The organism is Streptomyces sp. NPDC005648, from assembly GCF_040605395.1.
Lineage (GTDB): Bacteria > Actinomycetota > Actinomycetes > Streptomycetales > Streptomycetaceae > Streptomyces.
Genome location: NZ_JBEXCS010000122.1, coordinates 1 through 24,054, shown reverse-complemented (window position 1 = coordinate 24,054; position 24,054 = coordinate 1). Strand labels below are relative to the sequence as shown.

The 24,054-nt window shown below is 70.9% G+C and carries 21 protein-coding genes and 1 pseudogene; 11 read left to right on the top strand and 11 right to left on the bottom strand.

Features of this window, described 5'->3' with window-relative positions; genetic code table 11:
- Positions 1-189 precede the first annotated feature (189 nt).
- Positions 190-636, top strand: coding sequence for a DUF2550 domain-containing protein (locus ABZT17_RS40840; protein ID WP_356357114.1), 447 nt, complete (start codon positions 190-192; stop codon positions 634-636).
- 18 nt (positions 637-654) lie between these two features.
- Here the strand turns inward: ABZT17_RS40840 and ABZT17_RS40835 are convergent, their stop codons facing one another.
- Positions 655-2,478, bottom strand: a complete 1,824-nt coding sequence (locus ABZT17_RS40835; protein WP_356357112.1) for a glycoside hydrolase family 18 chitinase — start codon at positions 2,476-2,478, stop codon at positions 655-657.
- A 221-nt stretch (positions 2,479-2,699) separates the two neighbouring features.
- Between ABZT17_RS40835 and ABZT17_RS40830 the strand changes: the two are divergent.
- From ABZT17_RS40830 to ABZT17_RS40820, 3 genes and pseudogenes are all read left to right on the top strand, one after another.
- Positions 2,700-2,798, top strand: a pseudogene (locus tag ABZT17_RS40830) (DNA-binding response regulator); the annotation flags it as partial.
- 46 nt (positions 2,799-2,844) lie between these two features.
- Positions 2,845-3,030 (top strand): hypothetical protein, encoded by a 186-nt coding sequence (locus tag ABZT17_RS40825; protein ID WP_356357110.1) that lies wholly within the window; start codon positions 2,845-2,847, stop codon positions 3,028-3,030.
- A 25-nt stretch (positions 3,031-3,055) separates the two neighbouring features.
- Complete coding sequence (locus ABZT17_RS40820; RefSeq protein ID WP_356357108.1) at positions 3,056-3,307, top strand: hypothetical protein; 252 nt, start codon at positions 3,056-3,058, stop codon at positions 3,305-3,307.
- 190 nt (positions 3,308-3,497) lie between these two features.
- Here ABZT17_RS40820 and ABZT17_RS40815 read toward each other — a convergent pair whose 3' ends face one another.
- Entirely contained in the window at positions 3,498-4,070 is a 573-nt protein-coding gene (locus tag ABZT17_RS40815) for a cob(I)yrinic acid a,c-diamide adenosyltransferase (protein ID WP_356357106.1), read from the bottom strand.
- A 240-nt stretch (positions 4,071-4,310) separates the two neighbouring features.
- Between ABZT17_RS40815 and ABZT17_RS40810 the strand changes: the two genes are divergently transcribed.
- The 3 genes from ABZT17_RS40810 (at position 4,311) to ABZT17_RS40800 (ending at position 8,391) form a co-directional block, all read left to right on the top strand.
- The gene (locus tag ABZT17_RS40810; protein ID WP_356357104.1) at positions 4,311-5,159 is read left to right on the top strand and encodes a 3-hydroxyacyl-CoA dehydrogenase family protein; all 849 of its coding nucleotides are present in this window, start codon (positions 4,311-4,313) and stop codon (positions 5,157-5,159) included.
- A 138-nt stretch (positions 5,160-5,297) separates the two neighbouring features.
- Positions 5,298-5,621, top strand: coding sequence for an STAS domain-containing protein (locus tag ABZT17_RS40805; protein ID WP_356357102.1), 324 nt, complete (start codon positions 5,298-5,300; stop codon positions 5,619-5,621).
- A gap of 232 nt (positions 5,622-5,853) precedes the next feature.
- Positions 5,854-8,391: an ATP-binding protein gene (locus tag ABZT17_RS40800; protein WP_356357100.1), complete on the top strand. Its 2,538-nt coding sequence runs from the start codon at positions 5,854-5,856 to the stop codon at positions 8,389-8,391.
- A gap of 276 nt (positions 8,392-8,667) precedes the next feature.
- Here ABZT17_RS40800 and nucS read toward each other — a convergent pair whose 3' ends face one another.
- Positions 8,668-9,339, bottom strand: a complete 672-nt coding sequence (gene nucS, locus ABZT17_RS40795) for an endonuclease NucS (RefSeq protein WP_356357098.1) — start codon at positions 9,337-9,339, stop codon at positions 8,668-8,670.
- A gap of 310 nt (positions 9,340-9,649) precedes the next feature.
- Here nucS and ABZT17_RS40790 point away from each other — a divergent pair, with 310 nt between their 5' ends.
- The gene (locus tag ABZT17_RS40790; RefSeq protein ID WP_356357096.1) at positions 9,650-10,042 is read left to right on the top strand and encodes an SCO5389 family protein; all 393 of its coding nucleotides are present in this window, start codon (positions 9,650-9,652) and stop codon (positions 10,040-10,042) included.
- Between the two features lie 100 nt (positions 10,043-10,142).
- On the opposite strand, the gene ABZT17_RS40785 is transcribed toward ABZT17_RS40790, so the two are convergent.
- Complete coding sequence (locus ABZT17_RS40785) at positions 10,143-11,171, bottom strand: LLM class flavin-dependent oxidoreductase (protein ID WP_356357094.1); 1,029 nt, start codon at positions 11,169-11,171, stop codon at positions 10,143-10,145.
- A 221-nt stretch (positions 11,172-11,392) separates the two neighbouring features.
- On the opposite strand from ABZT17_RS40785, the gene ABZT17_RS40780 reads away from it, so the two are divergent.
- A complete protein-coding gene (locus ABZT17_RS40780) occupies positions 11,393-11,734 on the top strand; it encodes an ATP/GTP-binding protein (RefSeq protein ID WP_356357092.1) in 342 nt (113 codons plus the stop codon).
- Positions 11,735-11,786: 52 nt separating this feature from the next.
- On the opposite strand, the gene ABZT17_RS40775 is transcribed toward ABZT17_RS40780, so the two are convergent.
- From ABZT17_RS40775 to mce, 7 genes are all read right to left on the bottom strand, one after another.
- The gene (locus ABZT17_RS40775) at positions 11,787-12,662 is read right to left on the bottom strand and encodes an ABC transporter permease (protein WP_356357090.1); all 876 of its coding nucleotides are present in this window, start codon (positions 12,660-12,662) and stop codon (positions 11,787-11,789) included.
- Entirely contained in the window at positions 12,659-13,915 is a 1,257-nt protein-coding gene (locus ABZT17_RS40770) for an ABC transporter ATP-binding protein (protein WP_356357088.1), read from the bottom strand. Before ABZT17_RS40770 ends, ABZT17_RS40775 begins: the two co-directional genes overlap by 4 nt.
- 147 nt (positions 13,916-14,062) lie before the next feature.
- Positions 14,063-14,833: an ABC transporter permease gene (locus ABZT17_RS40765; RefSeq protein ID WP_356357086.1), complete on the bottom strand. Its 771-nt coding sequence runs from the start codon at positions 14,831-14,833 to the stop codon at positions 14,063-14,065.
- A 2-nt stretch (positions 14,834-14,835) separates the two neighbouring features.
- The gene (locus tag ABZT17_RS40760; protein WP_356357084.1) at positions 14,836-15,795 is read right to left on the bottom strand and encodes an ABC transporter ATP-binding protein; all 960 of its coding nucleotides are present in this window, start codon (positions 15,793-15,795) and stop codon (positions 14,836-14,838) included.
- Between the two features lie 145 nt (positions 15,796-15,940).
- Positions 15,941-16,876, bottom strand: coding sequence for a cellulose-binding protein (locus ABZT17_RS40755; protein WP_356357083.1), 936 nt, complete (start codon positions 16,874-16,876; stop codon positions 15,941-15,943).
- Positions 16,877-17,071: 195 nt separating this feature from the next.
- On the bottom strand, positions 17,072-20,989 hold the full coding sequence (scy, locus tag ABZT17_RS40750) for a polarized growth protein Scy (protein ID WP_356357081.1): 3,918 nt from the start codon (positions 20,987-20,989) through the stop codon (positions 17,072-17,074).
- Positions 20,990-21,199: 210 nt separating this feature from the next.
- Entirely contained in the window at positions 21,200-21,640 is a 441-nt protein-coding gene (gene mce / locus ABZT17_RS40745; RefSeq protein ID WP_356357079.1) for a methylmalonyl-CoA epimerase, read from the bottom strand.
- 148 nt (positions 21,641-21,788) lie between these two features.
- On the opposite strand from mce, the gene ABZT17_RS40740 reads away from it, so the two are divergent.
- Together ABZT17_RS40740 and meaB are read left to right on the top strand one after the other, a co-directional pair.
- Positions 21,789-22,991, top strand: coding sequence for an acetyl-CoA C-acetyltransferase (locus ABZT17_RS40740; RefSeq protein ID WP_356357077.1), 1,203 nt, complete (start codon positions 21,789-21,791; stop codon positions 22,989-22,991).
- A gap of 35 nt (positions 22,992-23,026) precedes the next feature.
- Entirely contained in the window at positions 23,027-23,983 is a 957-nt protein-coding gene (meaB, locus tag ABZT17_RS40735; protein ID WP_356357075.1) for a methylmalonyl Co-A mutase-associated GTPase MeaB, read from the top strand.
- Positions 23,984-24,054 lie beyond the last annotated feature (71 nt).

Sequence of the window (24,054 nt, the reverse complement as noted above, 5' to 3'; positions counted from 1 at the left end):
GACCTGCTCGCCGAGGGACGGGCGCTGCCGTTGCTGGAGCAGGGTGACTACGCGGCGGCGCTGGACACGGGCGCGTACTACTTCGGGCACCGGAGCGATCCGGAGCCGACCGCGGCTGAGGCAGATATGGATGTTTTTTCCGTTCCGTTACCTATTTTCGGTACCTAGGAGACGAGGAGGTCGGTGTCGATGGTCCTCGCTCTGACTGTGTGCGGAATCGTCGTGGCCCTGGTGGTACTGGGGCTTTTCGTCTTCGGGCTGCGCCGCAGACTCATCCAGCGCTCCGGGGGCACCTTCGACTGTTCCCTGCGCTGGGACGTCCCCGAGAAACCGGACACCTCCGGCAAGGGCTGGAGCTACGGTGTCGCCCGCTACAACGGCGACCGCATCGAGTGGTACCGCGTCTTCTCCTACGCCTACCGCCCCCGCCGTGTCCTGGAGCGCGCCGCGATCGAGGTCGCCGGCCGCCGCCTCCCCGAGGGCGAGGAGGAACTGGCCCTCCTCTCCGACGCCGTGATCCTCACCTGCCTGCACCGCGGCACCCGCCTCGAACTGGCCATGAGCGATGACGCGCTGACCGGTTTCCTCGCGTGGCTGGAGGCAGCCCCGCCCGGTCAGCGCGTCAATGTCGCCTAGGTCTTACGGGTAACTCGCTTACGACAGTCCGCTGTTGATGGCGCTCACGAGTTCGCCGTTGCTGGTGTCGCCGCTGAACTCCCAGAAGAACGCGCCGCCCAGGCCCTGGGACTTGGCCCAGCTCATCTTTCCGGCGATGGTCGACGGGGTGTCGTACGACCACCAGTTGCTGCCGCAGTGCGCGTAGGCCGTGCCGGCGACGGTGCCGGTCACCGGGCAGGACGTCTTGAGCACCTTGTAGTCCTCGATGCCCTGTTCGTAGGTCCCCGCGGCCGGGCCCGTGGCGGTGCCGCCCGGGGCGTCCTGCGTCACACCGGTCCAGCCGCGGCCGTAGAAGCCGATGCCGATGAGCAGTTTGCTCGCGGGGACGCCGATCGCCCTGTACTTGGCCATCGCGTCGGCGGTCGTGAAGCCCGCCTTCGGGATGCCGGAGTACGAGGTGAGCGGGGAGTGCGGGGCGGTCGGGCCGGTCGAGTCCCAGGCGCCGAAGAAGTCGTACGACATCACGTTGTACCAGTCGACGTACTGCGCGGCGCCCGCGTAGTCGGCGGCCTCGATCTTGCCGCCGGAGGAGCCGTCGGCGGTGACCGCGGCCGTGACCAGGGCGCTGGAGCCGAACTTGGCGCGCAGGGCCGCCATCAGGTTCTTGTAGGCGGCGGCTCCGCTGGTGTCGCAGGACAGACCGCAGGCGTTCGGGTACTCCCAGTCGATGTCGATACCGTCGAAGACATCGGCCCAGCGGGAGTCCTTCACCAGGTTGTAGCAGGAGTTGGCGAAGGCGGTCGGGTTGGCCGCGGCCTGGGCGAAACCGCCGGACCAGGTCCAGCCGCCGAACGACCACAGGATCTTGATGTTCGGGTACTTGGCCTTGAGCTCACGGAGTTGGTTGAAGTTGCCGCGCAGCGGCTGGTCCCAGGTGTCCGCGACGCCGCTCACCGACTGGTCGGCGGTGAAGGCCTTGTCGTAGTCGGCGTAGGAGTCGCCGATCGCGCACTGGCCGTTGGTGACGTTGCCGAAGGCGTAGTTGATATGTGTGATCTTGGCCGCCGAACCCGATGTCACCAGGTTCTTGACGTTGTAGTTGCGGCCGTAGATGCCCCACTCGGTGAAGTAGCCGAGCTTGACCTTGCCGCCGGTGGTCGGGGGCGGGTTGGTGCCTCCGGTCGTGTGCACGGCGACCGCGCCGCTGACCGGTCCGGTCTGGTCGGCGGTGTCGCGGGCCCGGACGGTGTACGAGTAGTCGGTGCCGGCGGTCAGACCGCTGTCCGAGTAGCTCGTCGTGGTCACGGTCGAGACGACCTTGCCGTCACGCAGGACGTCGTAGTTCTTGACGCCCTTGTCATCGGTGGCGGCGGACCAGCTCAACTTCACCGAGGTGTCGGTGATGTTGGAGGCGGTCGGGGTGCCCGGCGCGGAGGGCGCCGCGTCGCCGGGGACCGTCGTACCGTCACAACTGTCGCCGTTCAGGCTGCAGTTGCTCGGCGATCCCGAGCCGGTGCCGTTGAAGCCGAAGGAGACGGAGGCGCCGGGGGCGAGGGTGCCGTTGTAGGACTTGTTCTTGGCGGTCCAGTGGGTGCCGGAGGAGGTGACGTCCGCGTCCCAGGCCGAGGTGACGGCCGTGCCCGAGGGGAAGTCCCACTCGACGGTCCATGAACTGATCGAGGCGCTACCGGTGTTGGTGACCGTCCACTTGCCCTCGAAGCCGGTGCCCCAGTCCTGGGTCTTGGCATAGGCGGCGGTCGCGTTGGCCGCGGCCTGGGCCGGGCTCGCGAGGCCCACCAGTCCGGCCAGCGGGAGCAACAGGGTCGCGAATCCTGCCGCGGCTCTGTGTCTGAAGCGCATGTCGCGCCTCCTTAGGGGGAGTTGGGGGCGTGACTGAGCCTTCACACCCACGGTGCCGCGAGAATAGAAAGGTCTGGACCACCGGTCAATAGGTCTGGACCACGCTTGTATACGGCTGAGGGCCGTACCCTGACCGGACGGCGAGACGCGGCGATCCGGCGCTCGCTGGAGCGCGGGCTCGGACTGGGCGGCTTCCGGGTGCGGTCGTCCTCGGGGAGCCGCTGCGGGTCGCGGGGCTGGTCATCGACCCGGGGGCCCGTACCGCCGAGCGGGACGGGCGGCCGCTGGAGCTGACCCGGCGCGAGTTCGAACTCCTGGAGGTCGTGCTGAGGCAAGAGCTGTGAGATCCGTACTGAGGCAAGAGCCGTGAGACTCTCCACCCGTGTCGGGCTCGCCGTCGGCGTCACCGTCCCGTTCCTCGTCCTGGCCTCCGGCTGGCTGCTCCTGCGGCTGGTCGAACGCGATCTGCACAGCGCCGAGGACCAGCATCTGCGCACCCGCGCCGCCGCCATGAAGCCGGACGCCCGCGCCCGCCGGCACGCCCGCCGGTGACGGCGCGCGGGCGCTGTGCAAGCGGGTGCCGAAGATCGAGCACCGTATCGAGCGCGCGCTGAAGCGTCTCGACGCCGGCGCGGGCGAGGGCGGCTCGATCGCCCGATTGCGGCAGCGCCTGGACAACGCCAGGTCGGCCGGCCACGACGAGATCGCCACCTATCTCCAGGACCGGCTGACCTTCCGCAAGCCCCTGGTGCCGACCCTTCAGCGGCGGCAGAAGGACCTGGCCGGCGTCCGGATCTGGTGCGAGGACCACAACCAGGGCGCGAGCTGATGCGCACGGGCCTCGCGGCCACCGCGGTCGCCCTCGTCGCGGGGCTGACCGTGGGCTGCGCACCCCACGGCGGCACGGCGGAGAAGCCTGCCGCGACCCCCTGCGGCTACGCGCGGATGCAGCAGGAGGTGGCCGCGGCCGAGTCCGCGCCGGCGCAGGCGGACAAGGACGCGGACCGGGGCACGACGCCTCAGCGCTCCCCGCCGGGCACCCACAGGACATCGCCGACCTGCTTGTTCGCCGTTCGGGCCAGGATGAACAGGAGGTCCGAGAGACGGTTGAGGTAGGTCGCGGTGAGGGGGTTCATCACCTCGCCGTGCACCTCCAGCGCCGCCCAGGTCGACCGCTCGGCCCGGCGTACGACCGTGCAGGCCTGGTGCAGCAGGGCCGCGCCCGGGGTGCCGCCCGGGAGGATGAAGGACCGCAGCTTCTCCAGCCGCTCGTTGAAGCGGTCGCAGTCCGCCTCCAGCTTGTCGATGTAGAACTGTTCGACACGCAGGGGAGGGAACTCCGGGTTCTCCACGACCGGCGTCGACAGGTCGGCGCCCACGTCGAACAGGTCGTTCTGCACCCGGGTGAGGACCGCGACGACCTCCTCGTCCAGCCCGCCCAGCGCGATCGCCGTCCCGATCACCGCGTTCGCCTCGTTGGCGTCCGCGTACGCGGAGATCCGCAGATCGGTTTTGGCGACCCGGCTCATGTCGCCGAGGGCGGTCGTGCCCTGGTCGCCGGTCCTGGTGTAGATGCGCGTCAGATTGACCATACGACCAGCGTAGTTACGCCCCGGCCGTACGGAACACACGTGTGCCCACTGTCACGGCGGGGCGCGAAGGAGCCCAACTACGCCGTCCGAGGGGCTCTGTGACCCGCCCCGGTGTGATGTCCGTCAGATGAGACGTGACGCGCATTACTTACCGGTCACACGGCCCCCCACGAGCGCTAAGGTCCGCCGAAGAGGCATGGATAAACAGCGTGTAAGGCGTTTCAAAGGGGAGTCACAGACGTGGCACGGAAGCTTGCCGTCATCGGCGCCGGCTTGATGGGTTCCGGGATCGCCCAGGTCTCCGCTCAGGCGGGCTGGGACGTCGTCCTGAGGGACGTCACCGACGAGGCCCTGAAGCGTGGCACCGACGGCATCAAGGCCTCGTACGACAAGTTCGTGAGCAAGGGCCGGCTGGAGGCGCACGACGCCGACGCCGCCCTCGGCCGCATCACCGCGACCACCGACCTGGACGCCGCCGCGGACGCGGACATCGTCGTCGAGGCCGTCTTCGAGAAGCTGGAGGTGAAGCACGAGATCTTCCGCGCGCTCGACAAGATCGTGCGCCCGGACACCGTGCTCGCCTCCAACACCTCCGCGATCCCGATCACCAAGATCGCGGCGGCCACCGAGCACCCCGAGCGGGTCGTCGGCGTCCACTTCTTCTCGCCGGTCCCGATGATGCAGCTCGTCGAGCTGGTCCGCGGGTACAAGACGAGCGACGAAACCCTCGCCACCGCGAGGGAGTTCGCCGAGTCCGTCGGCAAGACCTGCATCGTCGTGAACCGGGACGTCGCCGGGTTCGTGACGACCCGTCTGATCTCCGCCCTCGTCGTCGAGGCCACCAAGCTCTACGAGTCCGGTGTCGCGACCGCCGAGGACATCGACCTCGCCTGCAAGCTGGGCTTCGGTCACGCGATGGGACCGCTCGCCACGGCGGACCTGACGGGCGTCGACATCCTGCTGCACGCCACCAGCAACATCTACACCGAGTCGCAGGACGAGAAGTTCGCCCCGCCGGAGCTGATGCGCCGGATGGTTGACGCCGGTGACATCGGGCGCAAGAGCGGGCAGGGCTTCTACACGTACTGAGCATCCGTGCGGGGCATCGCCCCCTAGGGTGAATTCGGTATCGGTTCGCTTACAGACGGCAACCTGTCCGCCGCTGAAGCAGTCAGACGATGCACAGCCACCGTCACGGAGTACGCAACGCACTCACGGGGAGCGCATATGTTCATCAGGGGCGACCACGTCGAGCTGGTCGTCGGGGGCCGCCTCGACGTCCGCAGCGCGGCGGACGCCCGTACGGTCCTGCACACGGCCGTCGACGACGGAGTCGGCGACCTCGTGCTCGACCTGTCCGAACTGGACTCCTGGGACGCCACCGGACTCGGCGTGATCATGGGGGTCCACCGGCGGGCCGGCCGCTGCGGCCGGCGGCTGGTGCTGCGCGACGTACCGCCGCAGATGCAGCGCCTGCTGGTGGCCACCCGGCTGCACCGGATCCTGGCGATCGAGGGGGGCATCGGGGTGGAGTCACTGCCCAGGGTGTGACCGCGGCGCGGCCGGGGGACACGGGCCGGGCGCAATCCTCATGAGACTGTGACGTCTCGGACGGCGCGGTACCCCGGGCTGTCGTAGATACTGTGCGAAGGTTTAGGGTTCGGCTGCCCGCCACCCCGAGAACCACCCCGTGCGGGCACCGGACCAGAAGCGACAGCGTGGTGTGCGGCAAGGCCGGGAGGGGCTGTATCGGCACACGAGCGCTTTTGGGGGGCTTGAACCTATGGACCCGAACAACCGGGGACCCGAGGAGTACGGCCATGACGGCGACGACAGCGCGCCGCGCCAGCGCCCGCCCAGGGACCCCCTCACACCCGACTTCGGACAGCACACGCCCGCGCTGGCCCGCACGGTCCAGCTCGTCACGGGCGACCATCTGCTCACCGTCAACCCCGTCGACGGCAGCGAGATAGAGGTCTGCCCGCCCGCCGAACGACCGGGCCGGCCCGAGAAGCTCACGCCGGCCGAGCGGGCCGAGGTGGACCGAGCGGCCAAGCCGCCCGTACCGCCGGGCCCCGCCCTGCCGGTCCTGCCGCTGCTCGAACGCCAGGACGAGCGCGAGCGACTGGTCCGCCTGCTCGCCCGCGGCCGTTCCGTACGCCTCACCGGCCCCGCCGGCTCCGGCCGTACCGCGCTCCTCGACCTGGTCGCCGAGGACTGCTCCGATCTCGCCCCCGACGGCGTGGTCCGCCTCAGCGGCTTCCACCGCACGGCCGACGAGCTCCTCTACGACCTCTTCTACGCCGTCTTCGACGCGCCCCTGCACCACCCCGAACGGGAGGAACTGCGCGGGTACGTCCGTGACATCGGCGCGGTCGTCGTCCTGGACGACGTCGAGTTCGGCGGCGCCGTCCTCGACGACCTGCTCGACGCGACCCCCGAGTGCGCCTTCCTGATCGGCGCCACGCCCGACGTGCCCTCGCCCTCGCCCGACTCCGTCCTGGAGGAGGTCTTCCTCGGCGGCCTCGAGCGCGCGGGCGGCGTCGACATCATCGAGCGCGTCGCGGGCCGGGCCCTCACCGAGGAGGAGGCCAACTGGGCCGGCGACCTCTGGTTCGAGTCCGAGGGCCTGCCCCTGCGGTTCGTCCAGGCCGGCGCGCTGCTGCACCAGCGCGACCAGCAGCGCGTCGGCACCCGCGCCGTCGACGAGTTCGGTGTCTTCGCCGACGCCCTGCCGGTCGACGCTCCCTTCGAGACGCCGTTCGGCGCCGAGGAGGGCGACGAGATACCGCTGCCCTCGCTCGGCGAGGCCGCGGCGCCCGCCCCGCTGCTCGCCTCCAAGCTGAGCGCCTCGGCCCGCACCACCCTGCGCTTCGCCGTCGCCCTCGGCGGCGAGGTCCCGCACCAGGCCCATCTCCCGGCCCTCGTCGGCGACACCCACGCGGACGCCGCCCTCGGCGAGCTGGCCTCCTGCGGTCTGGTCTCCCCGGTCGGCTCCCGCTACCGCCTCGCGGCCGGCGTGCTGCAGCAGCTGGAGGCCGCCGGCTACAACGACGACGTCGACGACCGGGCCCTGACGGCCGCCCAGCACTACGCCTGGTGGGCCGGACACCCCTCGGTCACCCCCGAGCGGGTCTGCGCGGAGGCCGACGCCCTGCTGGCCGCCCTCGGCCTCCTGGTGCCGGGCACCACGGCGCCCGCGGAGGGCGAGGAGTCCGTCACCGTCCAGCTGGCCCGCACGGCCGCGCCCGCCTTCGCGGCGGGCCTGCACTGGAGCGCCTGGGAGCGCGCCCTGCGCTTCGGCGCCGAGGCCGCCCGGCTGTCCGGCGAGGTGTCCGAGCAGGCCTACTTCCACCACGAGCTGGGCATCCTCGCGCTCTGCGGCGGGGACTACGAGTCGGCCCGCACCGAACTGGAGACCTCGCTGGGCCTGCGCGGCGCGGCGGCCGACAAGCGCGGCACGGTCTCCGCCCGCCGGGCCCTCGCCCTGGTCGCCGACCGTACCGGCACGGCGCCGGGCCTGGTCGCGATGGCGGGCGAGGAGGTCCCCGACGCACGCTACGAGGAGTCCCAGTCGCCCCCGGGGGGCGTACCCGCGGCCTTCTCGGGCTTCCCGCCCGGCCGACCCCCGGCCGCCTCCTCCGGCGAGACCTCGACGATCGTCGTCAACCGTGCCGCCTCCGGCTCGGCGCCCAAGCAGCACCGCGCCGGCATCCGGGGCCTGGCCCGCCGCAACCTCGTGGCGGCCGGCGCGGGCGCGCTCCTGGTCGCGGTCCTCGGCACGGTGGTCACCCTCGGCGCCACGTCCAACAACGACGCCAACACCCCGTCCGACAAGGTGGGCGTCAACCCGTCGGCCAGCCAGGGCGTCGACGACGGCTCCCTCGGCGCGGACAAGCCGAACACCGACAAGGGCGACACCGGCACCGCCACGAGCAGGCCGACGGACCCGGGCCCGGACGGCACCTACGGCACGTCCGACGACCCGACACCCCCGTCGGACAGCGGCAGCACGCCTTCGGACAACCCGAGCGGGACGAAGGGGTCGGGGGGCACCACGAGTTCGCCGTCGAAGTCGCCCACGTCCAAGCCGTCTTCGAGTACGACGCCCACGAAGCCGCCGTCGTCATCGCCTGCGTCTCCTTCGCCGGACCCGTCGCCCAGCGAATCGGCTTCCTCGACGCCGCCTTCGTCGAGCCCGAGCACCACCGACTCGGCCAGCGCCCCCATCACCTCCACCGCCCCGGTCACCAGCGCCCCGGCTGCCACGAGCAGTTCGGCCGGCGCGACGCAGAGCGGCGGCGCGGGCAACGTGATCTGATCGGCGGCACAAGGCGGAGCGAGCCGGCGCAAGGCGGCACAAAGGGGCCGGGTTCTTCGAAAGAACCCGGCCCTCGCTGTCGTAGAACCGCCGGACCCTGCCGGAAGCCGCCTAGTGCCGCAACAGGCAACGTTCGCCCCGTCGCGACGCCCGGCACGCACTCTCGCCGCACCGGCCGAAAACCCAAGTACGTCCAGTACGAGGGCTTCCGGCCGGCACGCCGAGAGCACGCACCGGACGCCGCTCCTTGAGGTGCAAACGTTGCCTGCCACGGCACTAGAACAGGCGCAGTTTGTCGTCCTCGATGCCGCGCAGTGCGTCGTAGTCCAGCACCGTGCAGCCGATCCCGCGGTCCGTCGCCAGGACGCGTGCCTGCGGCTTGATCTCCTGGGCCGCGAAGATGCCGCGGACCGGGGCGAGATGGGGGTCGCGGTTCAGCAGCTCCAGATAGCGCGTGAGCTGCTCCACGCCGTCGATCTCGCCGCGGCGCTTGATCTCCACCGCGACCGTCTGCCCCTCCGCGTCCCGGCAGAGGATGTCGACGGGGCCGATGGCGGTCATGTACTCGCGCCGGATGAGGGTGTAGCCGTCGCCGAGGGTCTCGATGCGGTCGGCGAGGAGTTCCTGGAGGTGCGCTTCCACGCCGTCCTTGATCAGACCGGGATCGACGCCGAGTTCGTGCGAGGAGTCGTGGAGGATCTCCTCCATCGTGATGATGAGCTTCTCGCCCGCCTTGTTGATGACGGTCCAGACGCCTTTCTCGTCGTCCGCGCCCTCCTTCAGGGTGCAGGGCGGGGACATCCAGTTCAGCGGCTTGTAGGCACGGTCGTCCGCGTGGATCGACACACTGCCGTCCGCCTTCACCAGGATCAGGCGGGGCGCCGAGGGGAGATGGGCGGTGAGCCGGCCCGCGTAGTCGACGGAGCATCGGGCAATGACGAGACGCATGGTCGGCAACGCTACTCGACGGGCAGGGGCCTACGCGATTCGCCCTCCAATCTCCCACCACCACCCTCAACAGAGGCCCTGCGGGCCGCCCCTATTGTCTGTAAAACCCCTGACCACCCCTGTTCAGTTGTGGCCGATTGTGTGCCTAAAGAGGAGCCCCTATGTGCGCAATCTCCTGGTGCGGTCACCGTCGGTTGCCTACCGTAGTGAACGGGAGGTCGCGAGGCGTGTACACAGCGTGTTCGGTATCGCGGACTCCCTCATCTGTCCGGCAACCCCTGTCGATCACGGGGGTGCGAGAGGAGAACCCATGTCGCTCGACGTCTCACCGGCCCTACTCGAAAAGGCCGAGCGAGGCGAGGTCGACGAAGCAGAATTCGTCGACTGCGTCCGGACCTCCCTGCCCTACGCATGGGAGATGATCAGCTCCCTGGTGGCCCAGCTGAAGGTGGACGGTGGACAGTTCGCCGACAACCAGACGCCCCCGCCGGACGAGCAGGCACGCGGTCAGCTGCTGCGTGCGCTCGCGAGTGACGCGATACGCGGCGCGCTCCAGCGGCACTTCGGTGTCCGGCTGGCCTTCCAGAACTGCCACCGGGTGGCGGTGTTCCCGTTGGACTCGACCGTCGACGAGACGCTGGCGCGCTTCACCTCGGTCCGCAGTCAGCTGCTCAACCAGTCCCCGGAGTTCAGGGACTGCTGACCAGCAAGCCGCTTGCTTGCCGCTCCGTACGCGGGAGGTGCATCAGTACCGGAGCGGCAAGCTCCTTGCCGGACGGGGATCGAGATCCCTTCGGACAGATTCAGCCGAGATGCGGGAGCACTTCGGCACCCAGCCGCCGTACGTTCTCCTCGGTGGCCGCCAGGTCTCCCGAGCCCTCGACGAGAAGGGCGAAGCGGGAGATGCCGGTCCGCTCGCTGGTCGCCGCGAGGCGGTCGGCGCACAGCCGCGGGGTGCCCACCGGGTGCAGCCCGCAGAGCAGTTCGGTGTACGCCAGCGGATCGCGCATCTGACGGAGCCGGCCGTCCACCGTGACATGCGCCTCCAGCCCCAGCTTCAGCCAGCCCGGCATCGCCTTCGTCAGCGCCTCCACCGCGTCGGTGCGCCGGTCCGCGATCTGGCAGACGCCGGCCGAGACATGCCCGGCGCCCAGGACCCGCTCCGGCGCATGACCGGCCGCGCGCGCCAACTGCCGCCACAGGGCGACCATTTCCGCCTTCTCCTCGTCTCCCACATGCATCCCGAGCAGCATCGGCAGACCCCGCTCGGCGGCCAGCCGCACGCTCTTCTGCGAGGTGCACGCGACCACGACCTCCGGGCCGTCCGTCTCCGACAGGGACTCCGACGGCCTTGGCACGACGGGCACTTCGCGGAAGCTGAACCGATCCCCTATCGCCCCCACGGACGGTTCGCGCAGCCAGCGCACCAGCAGATCGAGTGATTCCGGGAACCCCTCCTCATAGGCCGCGAGACCCGCGCCGAACACCTCCAGGTCGACCCACGGCCCGCCGCGCCCCACGCCCAGCGAGAACCGCCCGCCGGAGGTGATGTGCAGCAGGGCGGCCTGCTCGCCCAGGGCGACCGGGTGGACGGTGGGCAGCACGCTCACCGCGGTGCCGACCCGCAGCCGGCGGGTGCGGCCCAGCAGCAACGCCGCCAGAGTGATCGCGGACGGGCAGGTGCCGTACGGCACGAAGTGGTGCTCCGCCAGCCAGACGGAGTCGAGGCCGGCCTCCTCGGCGACCTCGGCGGAGCGGACCGCGCGGTGCAGCGCCTCCCCCTGGCCCTGTCCCGGGAACTGGGCCGCCAACACGAAACTTCCAACGCGCATTGCTTTTTCCTGCTTCCTTGGCTCCGACGCGGAGCTCCCCCACCCGGCATAACCGTCTGACACGTGACGAGGTCACGGCCTGGCGAAGAGATTTGCGGATTGTCTGCAGAACGGGCGGCGGCGGCCGGACCCGAGCGGGCCGATGCCCTACGCGTACCCCGGTCGCGGACCCGTAGGCTGGACAGGACCCGTGCTTCCTGTATAGCCCCGTGAGGTGTCCTGTGTCCCCGCGTCGCAACCGACCCAAGGGATCCGACCCGTCGGGCTCGTCCGGCCGCAGCGCGGAGGACGACCGCCCCGGCCGATACGGCGGCTGGCAGTCCACCGAGAGCTGGCAGGGCGAGGAGTGGAGCGTGCGGCATGTCGCCGGCGCGAGCGCGCAGGGCAAGACGTACCGCTGCCCGGGCTGTGACCAGATGATTCCCTCGGGCGTCCCGCATGTGGTGGCCTGGCCGGCGCACTCGGGCGTCGACGACCGCCGCCACTGGCACAAGGCGTGCTGGAACGCGAAGGACCGCCGCACCACGCGGGTGCAGCGGTCCCGTAACGCGCCGAAGTTCTGAGGGCCGGCCCTCCGAGTACGGGCCCTCCGAGTACGAGCCCTTCGAGTACGGGCTACACGTCCCGGCTCTGCAGCAGCGAGATCGCGGCCGCGAACGCCACGGCGGTCACCCCGAGGGCGATCCACAGCGGGTCCCAGCCGGTGGGGCCGGAGTTGCTGAGGGAGTGGGTGTAGAAGACGCTCAGCTGGCTCGGGATCGAGTAGTCGAAGAGGGCCTCACGGACCGACTCCAGCGACTGCGAGAACATGAACAGAGCCATGACCAGCGGCGCCAGCACAAGGGCGATCATGATGGTGATGGCGCCGGCGGAGTGCCGGATGATCGAGCCGACGAGCAGCGAGAGCAGGCCGAGCAGCGCGATGTAGAGGGAGATCCCGAAGGTCCCCTTCAGCCACTCGGACCCGGACGGCGCCTTGGCCCCCTGCAGCAGCGACACATCGGCGAGAGCCACGAGCAGTACGGACGCGAACGTGACGGTGAACGCCACCGCGAAGAACACGATCGCCTTCGCCGCGAGCACGCGCGCGCGTGAGGGACACGCGGTCATCGTGGTCCGGATCATGCCGGTGCCGTACTCCGAGGCCGTGGTCAGCACGCCGAGCGTGATGACGCACATGCTGCCGAGCAGCAGCCCGAACACCCCGAAGGACAGCGGGTTCTCACCGGACAGGCTCTGTTCGGAGGCCTGCGCGGACACGAGCGCGGCGACCAGCAGCCCGATCCCGACCACCAGCACGACGAACACGCCGAGCGTCCACATCGTCGACCGCACCGACCGGATCTTCGTCCACTCGGAGGAGATCGCGTGCCCGAGATGCGTGCGCACCACGGGAATCGGCGAGGTGTAGCTCGGATACGGCGAACCGGCCGCCACCGCCTGCCAGTCGGGTACGGCGGCCTGCGGCATCGGGGGCTGCGGGGTACTCATCGGACGTCCTCGGGCTTCGTCAGGTCGGAGGGTGCGGCAGAGGCGGCCGGCGGGGCCGGGGGCGCGGACGGGCCTGCCGGGGCTTCAGGGGCTCCCTGGGGCGCCTGGGGCGCCTGGGGCGCCTGGGCGTACGGGTTGGGCTGGGGCGCGCCCGGAGCGCCGTACGGGCCCGCGGGCGGCCCGCCGGGGGCGCCGTACGGGTGGGGCATCGTGAAGGGCAGGCCGCCCTGGTGCGGGGCCGGCGGGGCGTACCAGCCGGGCTGGCCCTGGCCGGGGACCGGCATGGGGGGCTGGGCGCCGGGCGGCAGGGGCTGCATCAGCCCCTCCTTCTGGTCGGCCGTCGAGCGGAAGTCGACCGCGCCCTGCGTCATCCGCATGTACGCCTCCTCCAGCGAGGCCTGGTGCGGCGACAGCTCCCACAGGCGTACGTCCGAGTCGTGCGCGATGTCGCTGATGCGGGGGAGCGCAAGCCCCGTCACCCGCAGCGCGCCGTCCTGCTCCGGCAGCACATGGCCGCCCGCCTCGGTCAGCGCGGACGTCAGCTTCTCGCGCAGCTGCGGTTCGCTGTCCGGGGTCCGTACCCGCGCGAAGTCCGCCGAGTTGGCGGAGATGAAGTCCTTGATGCTCATGTCGGCGAGCAGCTGCCCGCGCCCGATCACGATGAGGTGGTCGGCGGTCAGCGCCATCTCGCTCATCAGATGGGAGGAGACGAAGACCGTACGGCCCTCCGCCGCCAGCGCCTTCATCAGGTTGCGGACCCAGAGGATGCCCTCCGGGTCGAGCCCGTTGACCGGCTCGTCGAACAGCAGCACCTGGGGGTCGCCCAGCAGCGCCGCCGCGATCCCGAGCCGCTGTCCCATGCCGAGCGAGAAGCCCTTGGACCGCTTCTTCGCCACGTCCTGGAGACCCACCACGCCGAGCACCTCGTCCACCCGACGGGCCGGGATCCCGGACAGCTGGGCCAGGGACAGCAGATGGTTACGGGCGGACCGGCCCCCGTGCACGGCCTTGGCGTCGAGCAGCGCGCCCACCTGGCGCGGCGCGTTCGGCAGTTTCGCGTAGGGGTAACCGGCGATCGTCACCTGCCCCGATGTGGGGTTGTCCAGCCCCAGGATCATCCGCATCGTCGTCGACTTCCCGGAGCCGTTGGGCCCCAGGAAGCCGGTGACGGCACCGGGCCGCACCTGGAAGGAGAGGTTGTACACAGCGGTCTTGTCGCCGTAGCGCTTGGTCAGGCCGACTGCCTCGATCATGCTCCGCACCCATCGAAAGGTTCAGGACAGCGGGGCACACGCCCCCGTAAGGGTTAGGAGGATATCGAGCGGCTGACGGTTCCGCTCAAGGGCAAGTAAAAGGCCGGCCCCCGCTTGACGTCCTCTGTCATACGCGGACGGCTCCCTTCACGCGTCGCGCCGCTTCAGCAACGCGTACCCGCCCAGCAGCGCCGCGACCACCCACAGCAGCATGATCCCGAGGCCGCCCCAGGGGCCGTACGGGGTGTCGTCGTCGATCCTCGGCACCACCTGCATGATCCTGCTGCCGGCCTGGTCGGGCAGGAACCGGCCGATCTTCTTGGTCGCGGAGACGTTCCCCAGGATGTTGGAGATCAGGAAGAAGAACGGCATCAGGATGCCGAGGGAGAGCATCGGCGAGCGCAGCATCGAGGCGACGCCCATCGAGAACACGGCGATGAGGGTCATGTAGATCCCGCCGCCGATGACCGCGCGCAGCACATGCGGGTCACCGAGGGCCGCCCGGTGCGAGCCCAGCATGGCCTGTCCGAGGAAGAAGGCGACGAAACTCGTCGCCATGGAGACGACGAGCGCGAGCCCGGTCGCCACCGCGATCTTGCTGAACAGGAAGGTCCCGCGCTGCGGTACGGCGGCCAGCGAGGTGCGGATCATGCCGGTGCCGTACTCGTTGGACACGACCAGCACCCCGAACACGATCATCGCCAGCTGTCCGAGGCTCATCCCGGCGAAGCTGATGTAGGTCGGGTCGAAGGAGAGCCGGTCCTTGCTGCTCATGTCGCCGAACTCGTGCTCCGACAGCGCCGAGATCAGCATGCCGAGGGCGATGGTGACGATCACGGCGAGGGAGAGCGTCCACAGGGTCGAGGCCACCGACCGGATCTTGGTCCACTCGGACCGTACGACCTGGATCGCCGCCATGCTCAGCTCCTCTTCCAGTCGTCGCCCCAGGACCGGGCCCGCTGCTCGGCGGGCGGGTCGGAGTGCGCGTGGTACTCGACCGACTCCGCCGTCAGCCCCATGAACGCCTCCTCCAGGGAGGCCTGCTGCGGACTGAGCTCGTGCAGCACGATCTGGTGCCGCGCGGCCAGCTCCCCGATGTGCTCGGCCTTGCCGCCGTCCACCTCCAGCGCCCCGCTCCCGGACTCCACGACCGTCACCCCGGCCTCGTGCAGCACATCGAGCAGCCGCTCCCGCTGCGGGGTGCGGACACGGACGTAGGACCGCGAGTTCTGCTCGATGAAGCCGGACATGGAGGTGTCGGCGAGCAGCCGGCCCTGTCCGATCACCACCAGATGGTCGGCGGTCAGTGCCATCTCGCTCATCAGGTGACTCGACACCAACACGGTCCGTCCCTGCGCCGCCAGCGACTTCATCAGATTGCGGATCCAGTGGATGCCCTCGGGGTCGAGCCCGTTCACCGGCTCGTCGAACATCAGGATGCGCGGGTCGCCGAGCAGCGCCGCCGCGATCCCGAGCCGCTGTCCCATGCCGAGCGAGAATCCCTTGGCCTTCTTCCTGGCCACGGCGGTGAGCCCGACGGTGTCGAGGACCTCCGCCACCCTGCTCCTCGGGATGCCGTTGCTCTGCGCGAGGCACAGCAGATGGTTGTAGGCGCTACGGCCGCCGTGCACGGCCTTGGCGTCGAGCAGGGCGCCGATGTACTTGAGCGGGTCCCTGAGGCGGTCGTAGTGCTTGCCGTCGATGCGCACATCGCCCGCCGTCGGCCGGTCGAGTCCGAGCAGCATCCGCATGGTCGTCGACTTGCCGGCGCCGTTCGGGCCGAGGAACCCGGTCACGATGCCGGGTCTGACGGTGAAGGTGAGGTTGTCGACCGCCACCTTCTCGCCGTACCGCTTGGTCAGCCCCGAGAGCTCGATCATGCGGCCACGCTAAGACGCCGTCAGAACCACTGCCACCCGGGCGGGCGGACAGTGGCACGGCCGGACACGCCAAGGGCCCGCACCTTCGGGGGAGACGGTGCGGGCCCTTGATCGCGCTATGCGTTACCGGTGATCGCGCAGGTGCTCACCGGGACTGCTGAGCCGGAACCCCACGGGAGATGGGCTCGTCGTCGGCCGGCGTGCTCGCGGCGGCCACCGCGGCGCCCGTGAGCGTCGCCAGCATCTCGCGGACGTTGGTCAGCTGGGCGTTGATCGAGTCGCGGCGGTTGGTCAGCGCGGCGAGCTCACGCTCGGATTCCGAACGGATGCGGTCGGCCTTGGCGTTGGCGTCGGCCACGATGTCCTCGGCCTGGCGCTGGGCCGTCTCCACCGTCTGGCGGGCGCGGCGCTCGGCGTCCGTGCGCAGCTTCTCCGCCTCCAGGCGCAGCTGCTCCGCGCGGTGCTCGATCTCGGCGAGACGCTTCTCCGCCTTGGCCTGACGGGACGCCAGGTCGCGCTCGGACTGCTCGCGACGCTTGGCGAGGTTCGTCTCGAAGTCGGCGGCGGCCTGAGCGGCCTTGGCGCGGGTCTCCTCGAAGAGGGCGTCGGCCTCCTCACGCTTCGACTGCGCGTCCTTCTGCGCCTCGGAGCGCAGCTGCGTCGCGTCGCTCTTGGCCTTCTCGACGATCCGGACGCCTTCGTCCTCGGCCTTGGCCTTGCGCTCCGCGGCGAACGATTCCGCGTCGTTGCGGACCTGCTGCGCCGCCGACTCGGCGAGCTCGCGGTGCTGCTCGGCCGCGCGTCGGGCCTCCTCGCGCAGATCCTTGGCCTCTTCCTCGGCGAGGCGGAGGATCTTCTCGACACGCGCGCCGAGGCCGGCGTACGACGGCTCGGCGTCGCTCATCTGCGCCTGGGCGTTCTGCGTCTCGAGGTGGAGCTCCTCGATGCGCTTTTCCAGAGCGGTGATGCGGGCGAGAGCGCTGTCACGGTCGGAGACGAGCTTGGAGATCCGTTCGTCCACCTGAGCGCGGTCGTACCCACGCCGCACTAGCTCGAAGCCGTAGGGGGAAGTGTCGCTCATGGGGTTCCTGTCAAATGAGACCGGTGAGGTGATAGGGGGAATCCTAGGGGCCGAAGCGGTGTGTCATCGAGCGGATACGTGTTTGATCTGGAGAATGACACCCCTTTTGAGTGGCTAACCCTGGGACGGCTTGCCAAAAACTAGGTCAAAGGCCCCAGACCGCATCGGTTTTGAGCCTGTCGATCAGCTGTCCGACTAGCCGTCCGACGGCTTACCCGAACGAGGGGCGCCGACGGCCGCGCCGGCCTTGACGCCACCGTCCTTGCCCGCCGACGGGGCCTCAAAAGACTCCAACGCCTCCAGGACGTCCTGGACACGGGAGATCTCGGCGTTGATGTCCTCGCGCCGGCGCACCAGGATCTCCAGCTCGCGCTTTCCTTCCTCGACCGTGCGCCTGGCCTCGCGGATCGCCTCGGCCTTGAGCTCCTCGGCCTCCCGGACGAGGGTGTTCTTCTTCTGCTCGGCCTCCTTGAGCAGCCCCTCGGCCTTCTTCACCGCGGCGATACGGACCTTGCCCGCCTCGGAGTTGGCCTCCGAGACCAGTTCCTTGGCCTTCGCCTGCGCCTTGGCCAGCTGCTCCTCGGCGGCCTTGATCAGCGCGTCGCAGCGGTCGCCGGTGGTCTTCATCGTCTCGGCCGACTCACGGCGGGCCCGCTCGTGCAGCGCCTCGATCTCGCCCGTGATCCGGTCGCGCAGCTCCTCGGCGCGCTCCCGGATCTGGGTGGCGTCCCGGCGGGCGCCGACGAGCAGCTCGTCCGCGTCCGTACGGGCCTTCTCCACCCGCGCGTTGCCCTCGACCGTCGCCTCGGAGACCAGTCGATCGGCCTCCGTACGGGCCGCGCCGACCATGGAGTCGGCCTGCGCCTCCGCCTCGGCGGTGGTCTTGTGGGCCTGCTGCTGGGCCTCGGTGAGCAGCTTGTCGGCCTCGGCCGTGGTCTCCGTGATGAGCGTGTCGACCTGCTCGGCCACGTCCTGGCGGCGCTTGTTGGCGTCCCTGCGGGACTCGTCGAGGGTCCGCTCGGCCTCCTCGCGCGCCGCGTTGACCAGCCGCTCGGCCTCCGCCTCGGCCTCGGCCCTGACCCGCTCGGACTCGTTGCGCACGCGCTCGGCGTGCTGCTGGGCGGAGCCGACCGTCGCGGCGGCCTCGGCGCGCAGCCGCTCCGCGTCGCCGGTGGCGTCCGAGATCAGCTTCTCCGCCTTGGCGATCGCCTCGGCCCGCACCCGCTCGGCCTCGGTCGTCGTCTCCACCCGCAGCCGCTCGGCCTCGGCGACCGTGTCGGTGCGCAGCTTGTCGGTGTCGCGGACGGTGTCCGTGGTGAGTCGCTCGGCCTCGTTGCGCGCCTCCGTGATCAGGGCGTCGGCCTGCGCCGCCGCGTCCGAACGGATGCGGTTGGCGTCCTCGCGGGCGTCCGCCCGGGTGCGGGACGCGGCCTGGTCGGCCTCGGCGAGGGCGTCCGAGGCCTCCGTACGCAGCCGCTGGGCGTACTCGGCGGTCTCCGAGCGCAGCCGCTCGGCCTCCTCGATCGCCTCCGAAACGGTGTGCTCCGCAAGGGACTTGGCGGCGTCCGTCTCCACGGCCGCCTCGCGCCGGATGCGGTTGGCGTCCTCCGTCGCCCGCTCGCGCTCCGCGTACGCGTCGGCGCGGACCCGATCCGCCTCCTCCTGCGCCTCGCGCCGGGTGCGGTCCGCCGCGTGCTCGGCGGCGCTGCGCAGCCCGGTGATCTCCTCCTGGGCCTGCTCGTGCAGCCCGGACACCGAGTCCCGCACCTGCTGGGCGTGCTGCTCGGCGGCCGAGACCATCTCGTTCGCCCGCCGGTCCGCCTCCTCGACCAGCCGCAGCGCCTCGGTCTGCGCCTCCTCGACGCGATTGCGCGCGGAGGCCAGCAGGTCCTCGCTCTGCTCGCGGGCCCGCCGGCGCTCCTCGTCGGCCTCGTCGCGCGCGGCGCCCAGCAGCTCCTCGGCCTCGCGGCGGCGCCGGTTGGCCTCCTCCTGGGCGGCGGCCAGCGTCTCGGACGCCTCGGTGCCCAGCCGCTCGGCGGCGGCCTGCGCCTCGGCCCGGACCCGGTCGGCGGTGTCCTGCGCCTCCGACTTCAGCCGCTCGGCCTCCGCCGCCGCCTCCGACCGCAGACGTACGGCGACGGACTCCGCCTCGGCGCGGGAGGCGGACGCGTCCGACGCGGCCTCGGTGCGCAGCCGTTCGGCCTCCGCCTCGGCCTGCTGCTGGAGCGAACGGATGCGCTCGGCGGCCTCGGTGCGCAGCCGGTCGCTCTCCTCGGCGGCCTCGCGGCGGATCCGGGACGCCTCCTCGCGGGCCTCCGTCAGCGCCTGCTCGGCGGCGGCGAGGCGTTCCTCGGCGTCCGTGTGCAGCCGCGTCAGCTCGTCGGCGGCCTCGGCGCGGCGGGCCTCTATGGCCCGCTCGGTCTCCTCGTGCAGCTCGCGGGCGGCGCGCTCGGCGTCGGCCTTGATGCCCTCGGCCTGCTCGACGACCTCCTCGCGGTGCCGCTCGGCCTCCTGCCGGGTGCGCTGCAGGGTCTCCTCGGCCTGCCGGCGAAGCGTGGTCGCCCGCTCGATGGCCTCCGTACGGACCTTCTCGCTGTCCGTGGTGGCCTTCTGGCGCAGCTCGTCCGCGTCCTGCTTGGCCTTGGCCAGGAGTTCCTCGGCGGTCTTCGCCGCCTCCTCGATCTGCTGGACGGCCTCCTTGCGGGCCGCCGCGCGGATCTTCTCGCCCTCGGCGACCGCCTCGGCCCGCAGCTGCTCGGCCTCGCCGCGCAGCCGGCGCGCCTCCTCCTGGAGCTCGACCGTCTTGGCGCGGTACTCCTTGGTGTCGTCCTTCGCCGAGCCCTTGAGCTGCTCGGCGATGTCGTGCGCCTCGGCGCGCAGCCGGTCGGCCTCGGCCTCGGCCTCACGGCGGATCCGCTCGGCCTCCTCGGCCGCCGCCTTGGTGGTGTTCTGCGCGTCCGCCTGCGCCCGGTTGAGGACGTCCTCGGCGGTCTTGGCCGCCTTGGACAGCTGGGTGGCGCTCTCCTCGGCGGTGATCGTGCGGGCCTTCTCGGAGGCCTCCGCGACGATCTTCTCCGCCTCGGCACGCGCGTCCGCGACGACCTGTTCGGCGTCCGACTTGGTGGTCTCGGCCTCCTTGGTGGCCTCCTCGACCAGCCGGGCGACCTGCTCCTTCGCCGTACGCGTGCGCTGCTCGTTGGCCGACTCGGCGCTGGCCAGCGCCTTCTCGGCGGCCGCCGTGGCCTCGGTGACGAGCTTGTCGGCCTCCGCCTGCGCCTTGCGCAGCGCCTCCTCGGCCTCGGCCATCCGCTGCTCGGCGCCCCGGCTCAGCTCCTGCGCCTGGCGGCGGGCCGAATCCGACTCGGTGGCGGAGGAGTTGCGCACCTGCTCGGCGTGGTCGGTGGCCTCCTGGGCCTGGGTGGAGGCGGCGTTCAGCAGCCGCTCGGCGTCCGTACGGGCCCTCAGCAGCAGCTGCTCGGCCTCCGCCCGGGCCTTCTCGGCGTCGGCCTCCAGCCGCTGCCGGGCCTCGGCGGCGACCCGCTCGGCCTCCGCGCGCGCGGCGGCCATGGCCTGCTCGGCCTCCGCGCGGGACTCCTCCAGGAGCCGGCGGGCCTGCGACTCGCTGCGGGCCCGCAGCTGCTCGGCCCAGGCCACGTTCTCGTTGACATGGGACTCGACGGTCTGCCGGCGCTCCGCCAGCTCCTGGTCCAGCTGCTGGCGGCGGGTGACCGCCTCCTGGTGCAGCTCCGCCTGGAGCCGGGCCGCGTTCTCCGCGTGCTCCTGGAGGATGCGCTGGGTCTGCGCGCGGGCCTGGCTGAGCTCGCGCTCGGCGTCCTGACGCAGCTGGTCGGCCTGGATCTGGGCGTTGCGCAGCATCTGCTCGGCCTGGTAGCCGAGGTCGCCGCCCCCGACGTCGTAGGCGGGCCGGGACATGATGGTGCGGCGCGCCTCGTGCAGCTTGGCGCGCAGCACCTCGACCTGGTAGCCGAGGTCCTCGGCGTGCTGAATCGCCTTTTCCCGCTCGGTCTTGAGCCGATCCATCTCGGCCTCGAACCGAGAGAGGTGGTCGACGTCAGCCGCCGGCTCTCGCTCCTGGCGTTCGTAGCCCCGCACTGCGCGGTCCCATCCGTCCCCTGGTCGCAAGTCTGGCCAAACGAACTCCGTCCGTCCGACGGACGGAGCCCCCCGGGGAATGGTGTCAGATCGACGGCGGAGCACGGGCTGCTGCCCCGACGCTCGCCCCCGAAACCGGGCCCCGGCGTGCGGTCACCCCGGACTGCGGGAGCGACCGCCCCCAACCCTACCGGCCCATATGTACGAGGGTCAGTGCTCAGGTGACTCAACAGGCGCCGAAGTGACCAGTTCTGTCAGTACGCCGTGGCAATCCTTGGGGTGAAGGAAGGTGATCCGTGACCCCATGGAACCGCGTCGCGGCTCTTCGTACAGAACGCGTACGCCCTTGTCCTTGATGCCGGCCGCGTCCGCGTCCACATCCGCCGTACCGAAAGCGATGTGGTGGACGCCCTCGCCGTTCTTGTCGAGCCACTTGGCGACCGTCGAGTCCGGCCGGGTCGGCTCCAGAAGCTGCAGGTAGGAGGCGCCGCCGTCCGAGGTGCCGTTGATCTTGAGCATGGCCTCGCGGACGCCCTGCTCCTCGTTGACCTCGGAGTGGAACACCTCGAAGCCGTAGGTGGCCCGGTAGAACTCCACGGTCTTGTCGAGATCGAAACAGGCGATTCCGATGTGGTCGATTCGCGTCAGCATGTCTGTCAGTGCAGCGCTCTTCGGATGGTTACGCAACGTGCCAGCGATCACACCGACCGCCGGGTGACGGCACGGAGTGCCACTCACTACATTTGAAGTAAACCCTCGTTCACTCCTCGGCAGTGCAGCCGGAAGGGGATCGCAGCCCATGTCTGGATCGAACAGCACGACCTCGGTGATCGTCGCGGGCGCCCGTACGCCCATGGGACGGCTGCTGGGCTCCCTCAAGTCCTTCTCCGGAGCCGACCTCGGCGGCTTCGCGATCAAGGCCGCCCTGGACCGTGCGGGGATCGGCGGCGACCAGGTGCAGTACGTGATCATGGGACAGGTGCTCCAGGCCGGGGCGGGGCAGATCCCGGCGCGCCAGGCCGCGGTCAAGGCGGGCATCCCGATGAACGTGCCGGCGCTCACCATCAACAAGGTGTGCCTCTCCGGTCTCGACGCCATCGCCCTCGCCGACCAGCTGATCCGCGCCGGCGAGTTCGACGTGGTGGTCGCCGGCGGCCAGGAGTCCATGACCAACGCCCCCCACCTGCTGCCGAAGTCCCGTGAGGGCTTCAAGTACGGCGCCATCGAGATGCTCGACGCGATGGCCCACGACGGCCTGACCGACCCGTGGGAGAACATCCCCATGGGCGAGTCGACCGAGAAGCACAACACCCGCCTCGGCATCCAGCGCCCCGCCCAGGACGAGATCGCCGCCCTGTCCCACCAGCGCGCGGCCGCCGCCCAGAAGAACGGCGTCTTCGAGGCCGAGATCACCCCCGTCGAGATCCCGCAGCGCAAGGGCGAGCCGGTCGTCTTCAGCAAGGACGAGGGCATCCGTGGCGACACCACGGCCGAGTCGCTGGGCAAGCTGCGCCCGGCGTTCACCCGCGACGGCACCATCACCGCGGGCACCAGCTCCCAGATCTCGGACGGTGCGGCGGCCGTGGTCGTGATGAGCAAGGCCAAGGCGCTGGAGCTGGGCCTGGAGTGGATCGCCGAGATCGGCGCCCACGGCAATGTGGCCGGACCGGACAACAGCCTGCAGTCCCAGCCGTCCAACGCGATCCTGCACGCCCTGAAGAAGGAGGGCCTGGAGGTCGAGGACCTGGACCTGATCGAGATCAACGAGGCGTTCGCCGCGGTCGCCGTCCAGTCAATCAAGGACCTCGGGGTGTCCACGGAAAGGGTGAACGTCAACGGCGGCGCCATCGCCCTGGGCCACCCGATCGGCATGTCCGGCGCCCGGCTCGTCCTGCACCTGGCCCTGGAGCTCAAGCGCCGGGGCGGCGGCGTGGGCGCGGCGGCGCTCTGCGGCGGCGGCGGTCAGGGTGACGCGCTGATCGTCCGGGTACCCAAGGCCTGAGTTCTCTCGTACGCCGATCTTCGAACGGAGCTGTGATGCAGGACGTCTCCACACTCGTCGCCCAGGCGAGGGAAGGCCGGCCGCGGGCCGTGGCCCGGCTGATCTCCCTGGTGGAGGGGGCGTCCCCGCAGCTCAGGGAGGTCATGGAGACGCTCGCGCCGCTGACCGGCAACGCGTATGTGGTCGGCCTGACGGGTTCGCCGGGTGTCGGCAAGTCCACGTCCACCTCCGCGCTCGTCACGGCGTACCGCAAGCAGGGCAGACGGGTCGGCGTCCTGGCCGTCGACCCGTCGTCCCCCTTCTCCGGGGGAGCCCTGCTCGGCGACCGCGTCCGCATGTCGGAGCACGCCTCCGACCCCGGCGTCTACATCCGCTCCATGGCCACCCGCGGCCACCTCGGCGGCCTGGCCTGGGCGGCCCCGCAGGCGATCCGCGTCCTGGACGCGGCGGGCTGCGACGTGATCCTGGTCGAGACGGTCGGCGTCGGCCAGTCGGAGGTCGAGATCGCCTCCCAGGCGGACACCTCGGTGGTCCTGCTGGCCCCCGGCATGGGCGACGGCATCCAGGCGGCGAAAGCCGGAATCCTGGAGATCGGTGACGTCTACGTCGTCAACAAGGCCGACCGTGACGGCGCCGACGCCACCGCCCGCGAACTGAACCACATGCTCGGTCTCGGGGAGTCCCGGGGCCCCGGCGACTGGCGTCCCCCGATCGTCAAGACGGTCGCGGCGCGCGCGGAGGGCATCGACGAGGTGGTCGAGGCCCTGGAGAAGCACCGCGCGTGGATGGACGAGCACGGCGTCCTGGCGGAGCGGCGGCTCGCCCGCGCCTCCCGCGAGGTGGAGACCATCGCCGTGACGACCTTGCGTGAACGCATCGGCGACCTGCACGGCGACCGCCGGCTGAGCGCCCTGGCGGAACGGATCGTGGGCGGCGAACTGGACCCCTACCGCGCGGCGGACGAGCTGGTCGCGGGCCTGACACGGGCCTGACGCAGGCCTGAGGCGGCTTTCCCGCTGTCCGACTCCGGAACGCGCCGGCGGGCGGAGCTCTGTACGAGCTC

Excerpts from the sequence above, each read along its gene's own strand:
- ABZT17_RS40835 (WP_356357112.1), bottom strand. The coding sequence starts at position 2,478 with ATGCGCTTCAGACACAGAGCCGCGGCAGGATTCGCGACCCTGTTGCTC.
- nucS (WP_356357098.1), bottom strand. The coding sequence starts at position 9,339 with ATGCGTCTCGTCATTGCCCGATGCTCCGTCGACTACGCGGGCCGGCTC.
- ABZT17_RS40770 (WP_356357088.1), bottom strand. The coding sequence starts at position 13,915 with ATGATCGAGGCAGTCGGCCTGACCAAGCGCTACGGCGACAAGACCGCT.
- ABZT17_RS40800 (WP_356357100.1), top strand. The coding sequence starts at position 5,854 with ATGGACCCGAACAACCGGGGACCCGAGGAGTACGGCCATGACGGCGAC.
- ABZT17_RS40755 (WP_356357083.1), bottom strand. The coding sequence starts at position 16,876 with ATGAGCGACACTTCCCCCTACGGCTTCGAGCTAGTGCGGCGTGGGTAC.
- ABZT17_RS40805 (WP_356357102.1), top strand. The coding sequence starts at position 5,298 with ATGTTCATCAGGGGCGACCACGTCGAGCTGGTCGTCGGGGGCCGCCTC.
- ABZT17_RS40815 (WP_356357106.1), bottom strand. The coding sequence starts at position 4,070 with ATGGTCAATCTGACGCGCATCTACACCAGGACCGGCGACCAGGGCACG.
- ABZT17_RS40760 (WP_356357084.1), bottom strand. The coding sequence starts at position 15,795 with ATGATCGAGCTCTCGGGGCTGACCAAGCGGTACGGCGAGAAGGTGGCG.
- ABZT17_RS40840 (WP_356357114.1), top strand. The coding sequence starts at position 190 with ATGGTCCTCGCTCTGACTGTGTGCGGAATCGTCGTGGCCCTGGTGGTA.
- ABZT17_RS40785 (WP_356357094.1), bottom strand. The coding sequence starts at position 11,171 with ATGCGCGTTGGAAGTTTCGTGTTGGCGGCCCAGTTCCCGGGACAGGGC.
- ABZT17_RS40775 (WP_356357090.1), bottom strand. The coding sequence starts at position 12,662 with ATGAGTACCCCGCAGCCCCCGATGCCGCAGGCCGCCGTACCCGACTGG.
- mce (WP_356357079.1), bottom strand. The coding sequence starts at position 21,640 with ATGCTGACGCGAATCGACCACATCGGAATCGCCTGTTTCGATCTCGAC.
- ABZT17_RS40740 (WP_356357077.1), top strand. The coding sequence starts at position 21,789 with ATGTCTGGATCGAACAGCACGACCTCGGTGATCGTCGCGGGCGCCCGT.
- ABZT17_RS40790 (WP_356357096.1), top strand. The coding sequence starts at position 9,650 with ATGTCGCTCGACGTCTCACCGGCCCTACTCGAAAAGGCCGAGCGAGGC.
- meaB (WP_356357075.1), top strand. The coding sequence starts at position 23,027 with ATGCAGGACGTCTCCACACTCGTCGCCCAGGCGAGGGAAGGCCGGCCG.
- ABZT17_RS40765 (WP_356357086.1), bottom strand. The coding sequence starts at position 14,833 with ATGGCGGCGATCCAGGTCGTACGGTCCGAGTGGACCAAGATCCGGTCG.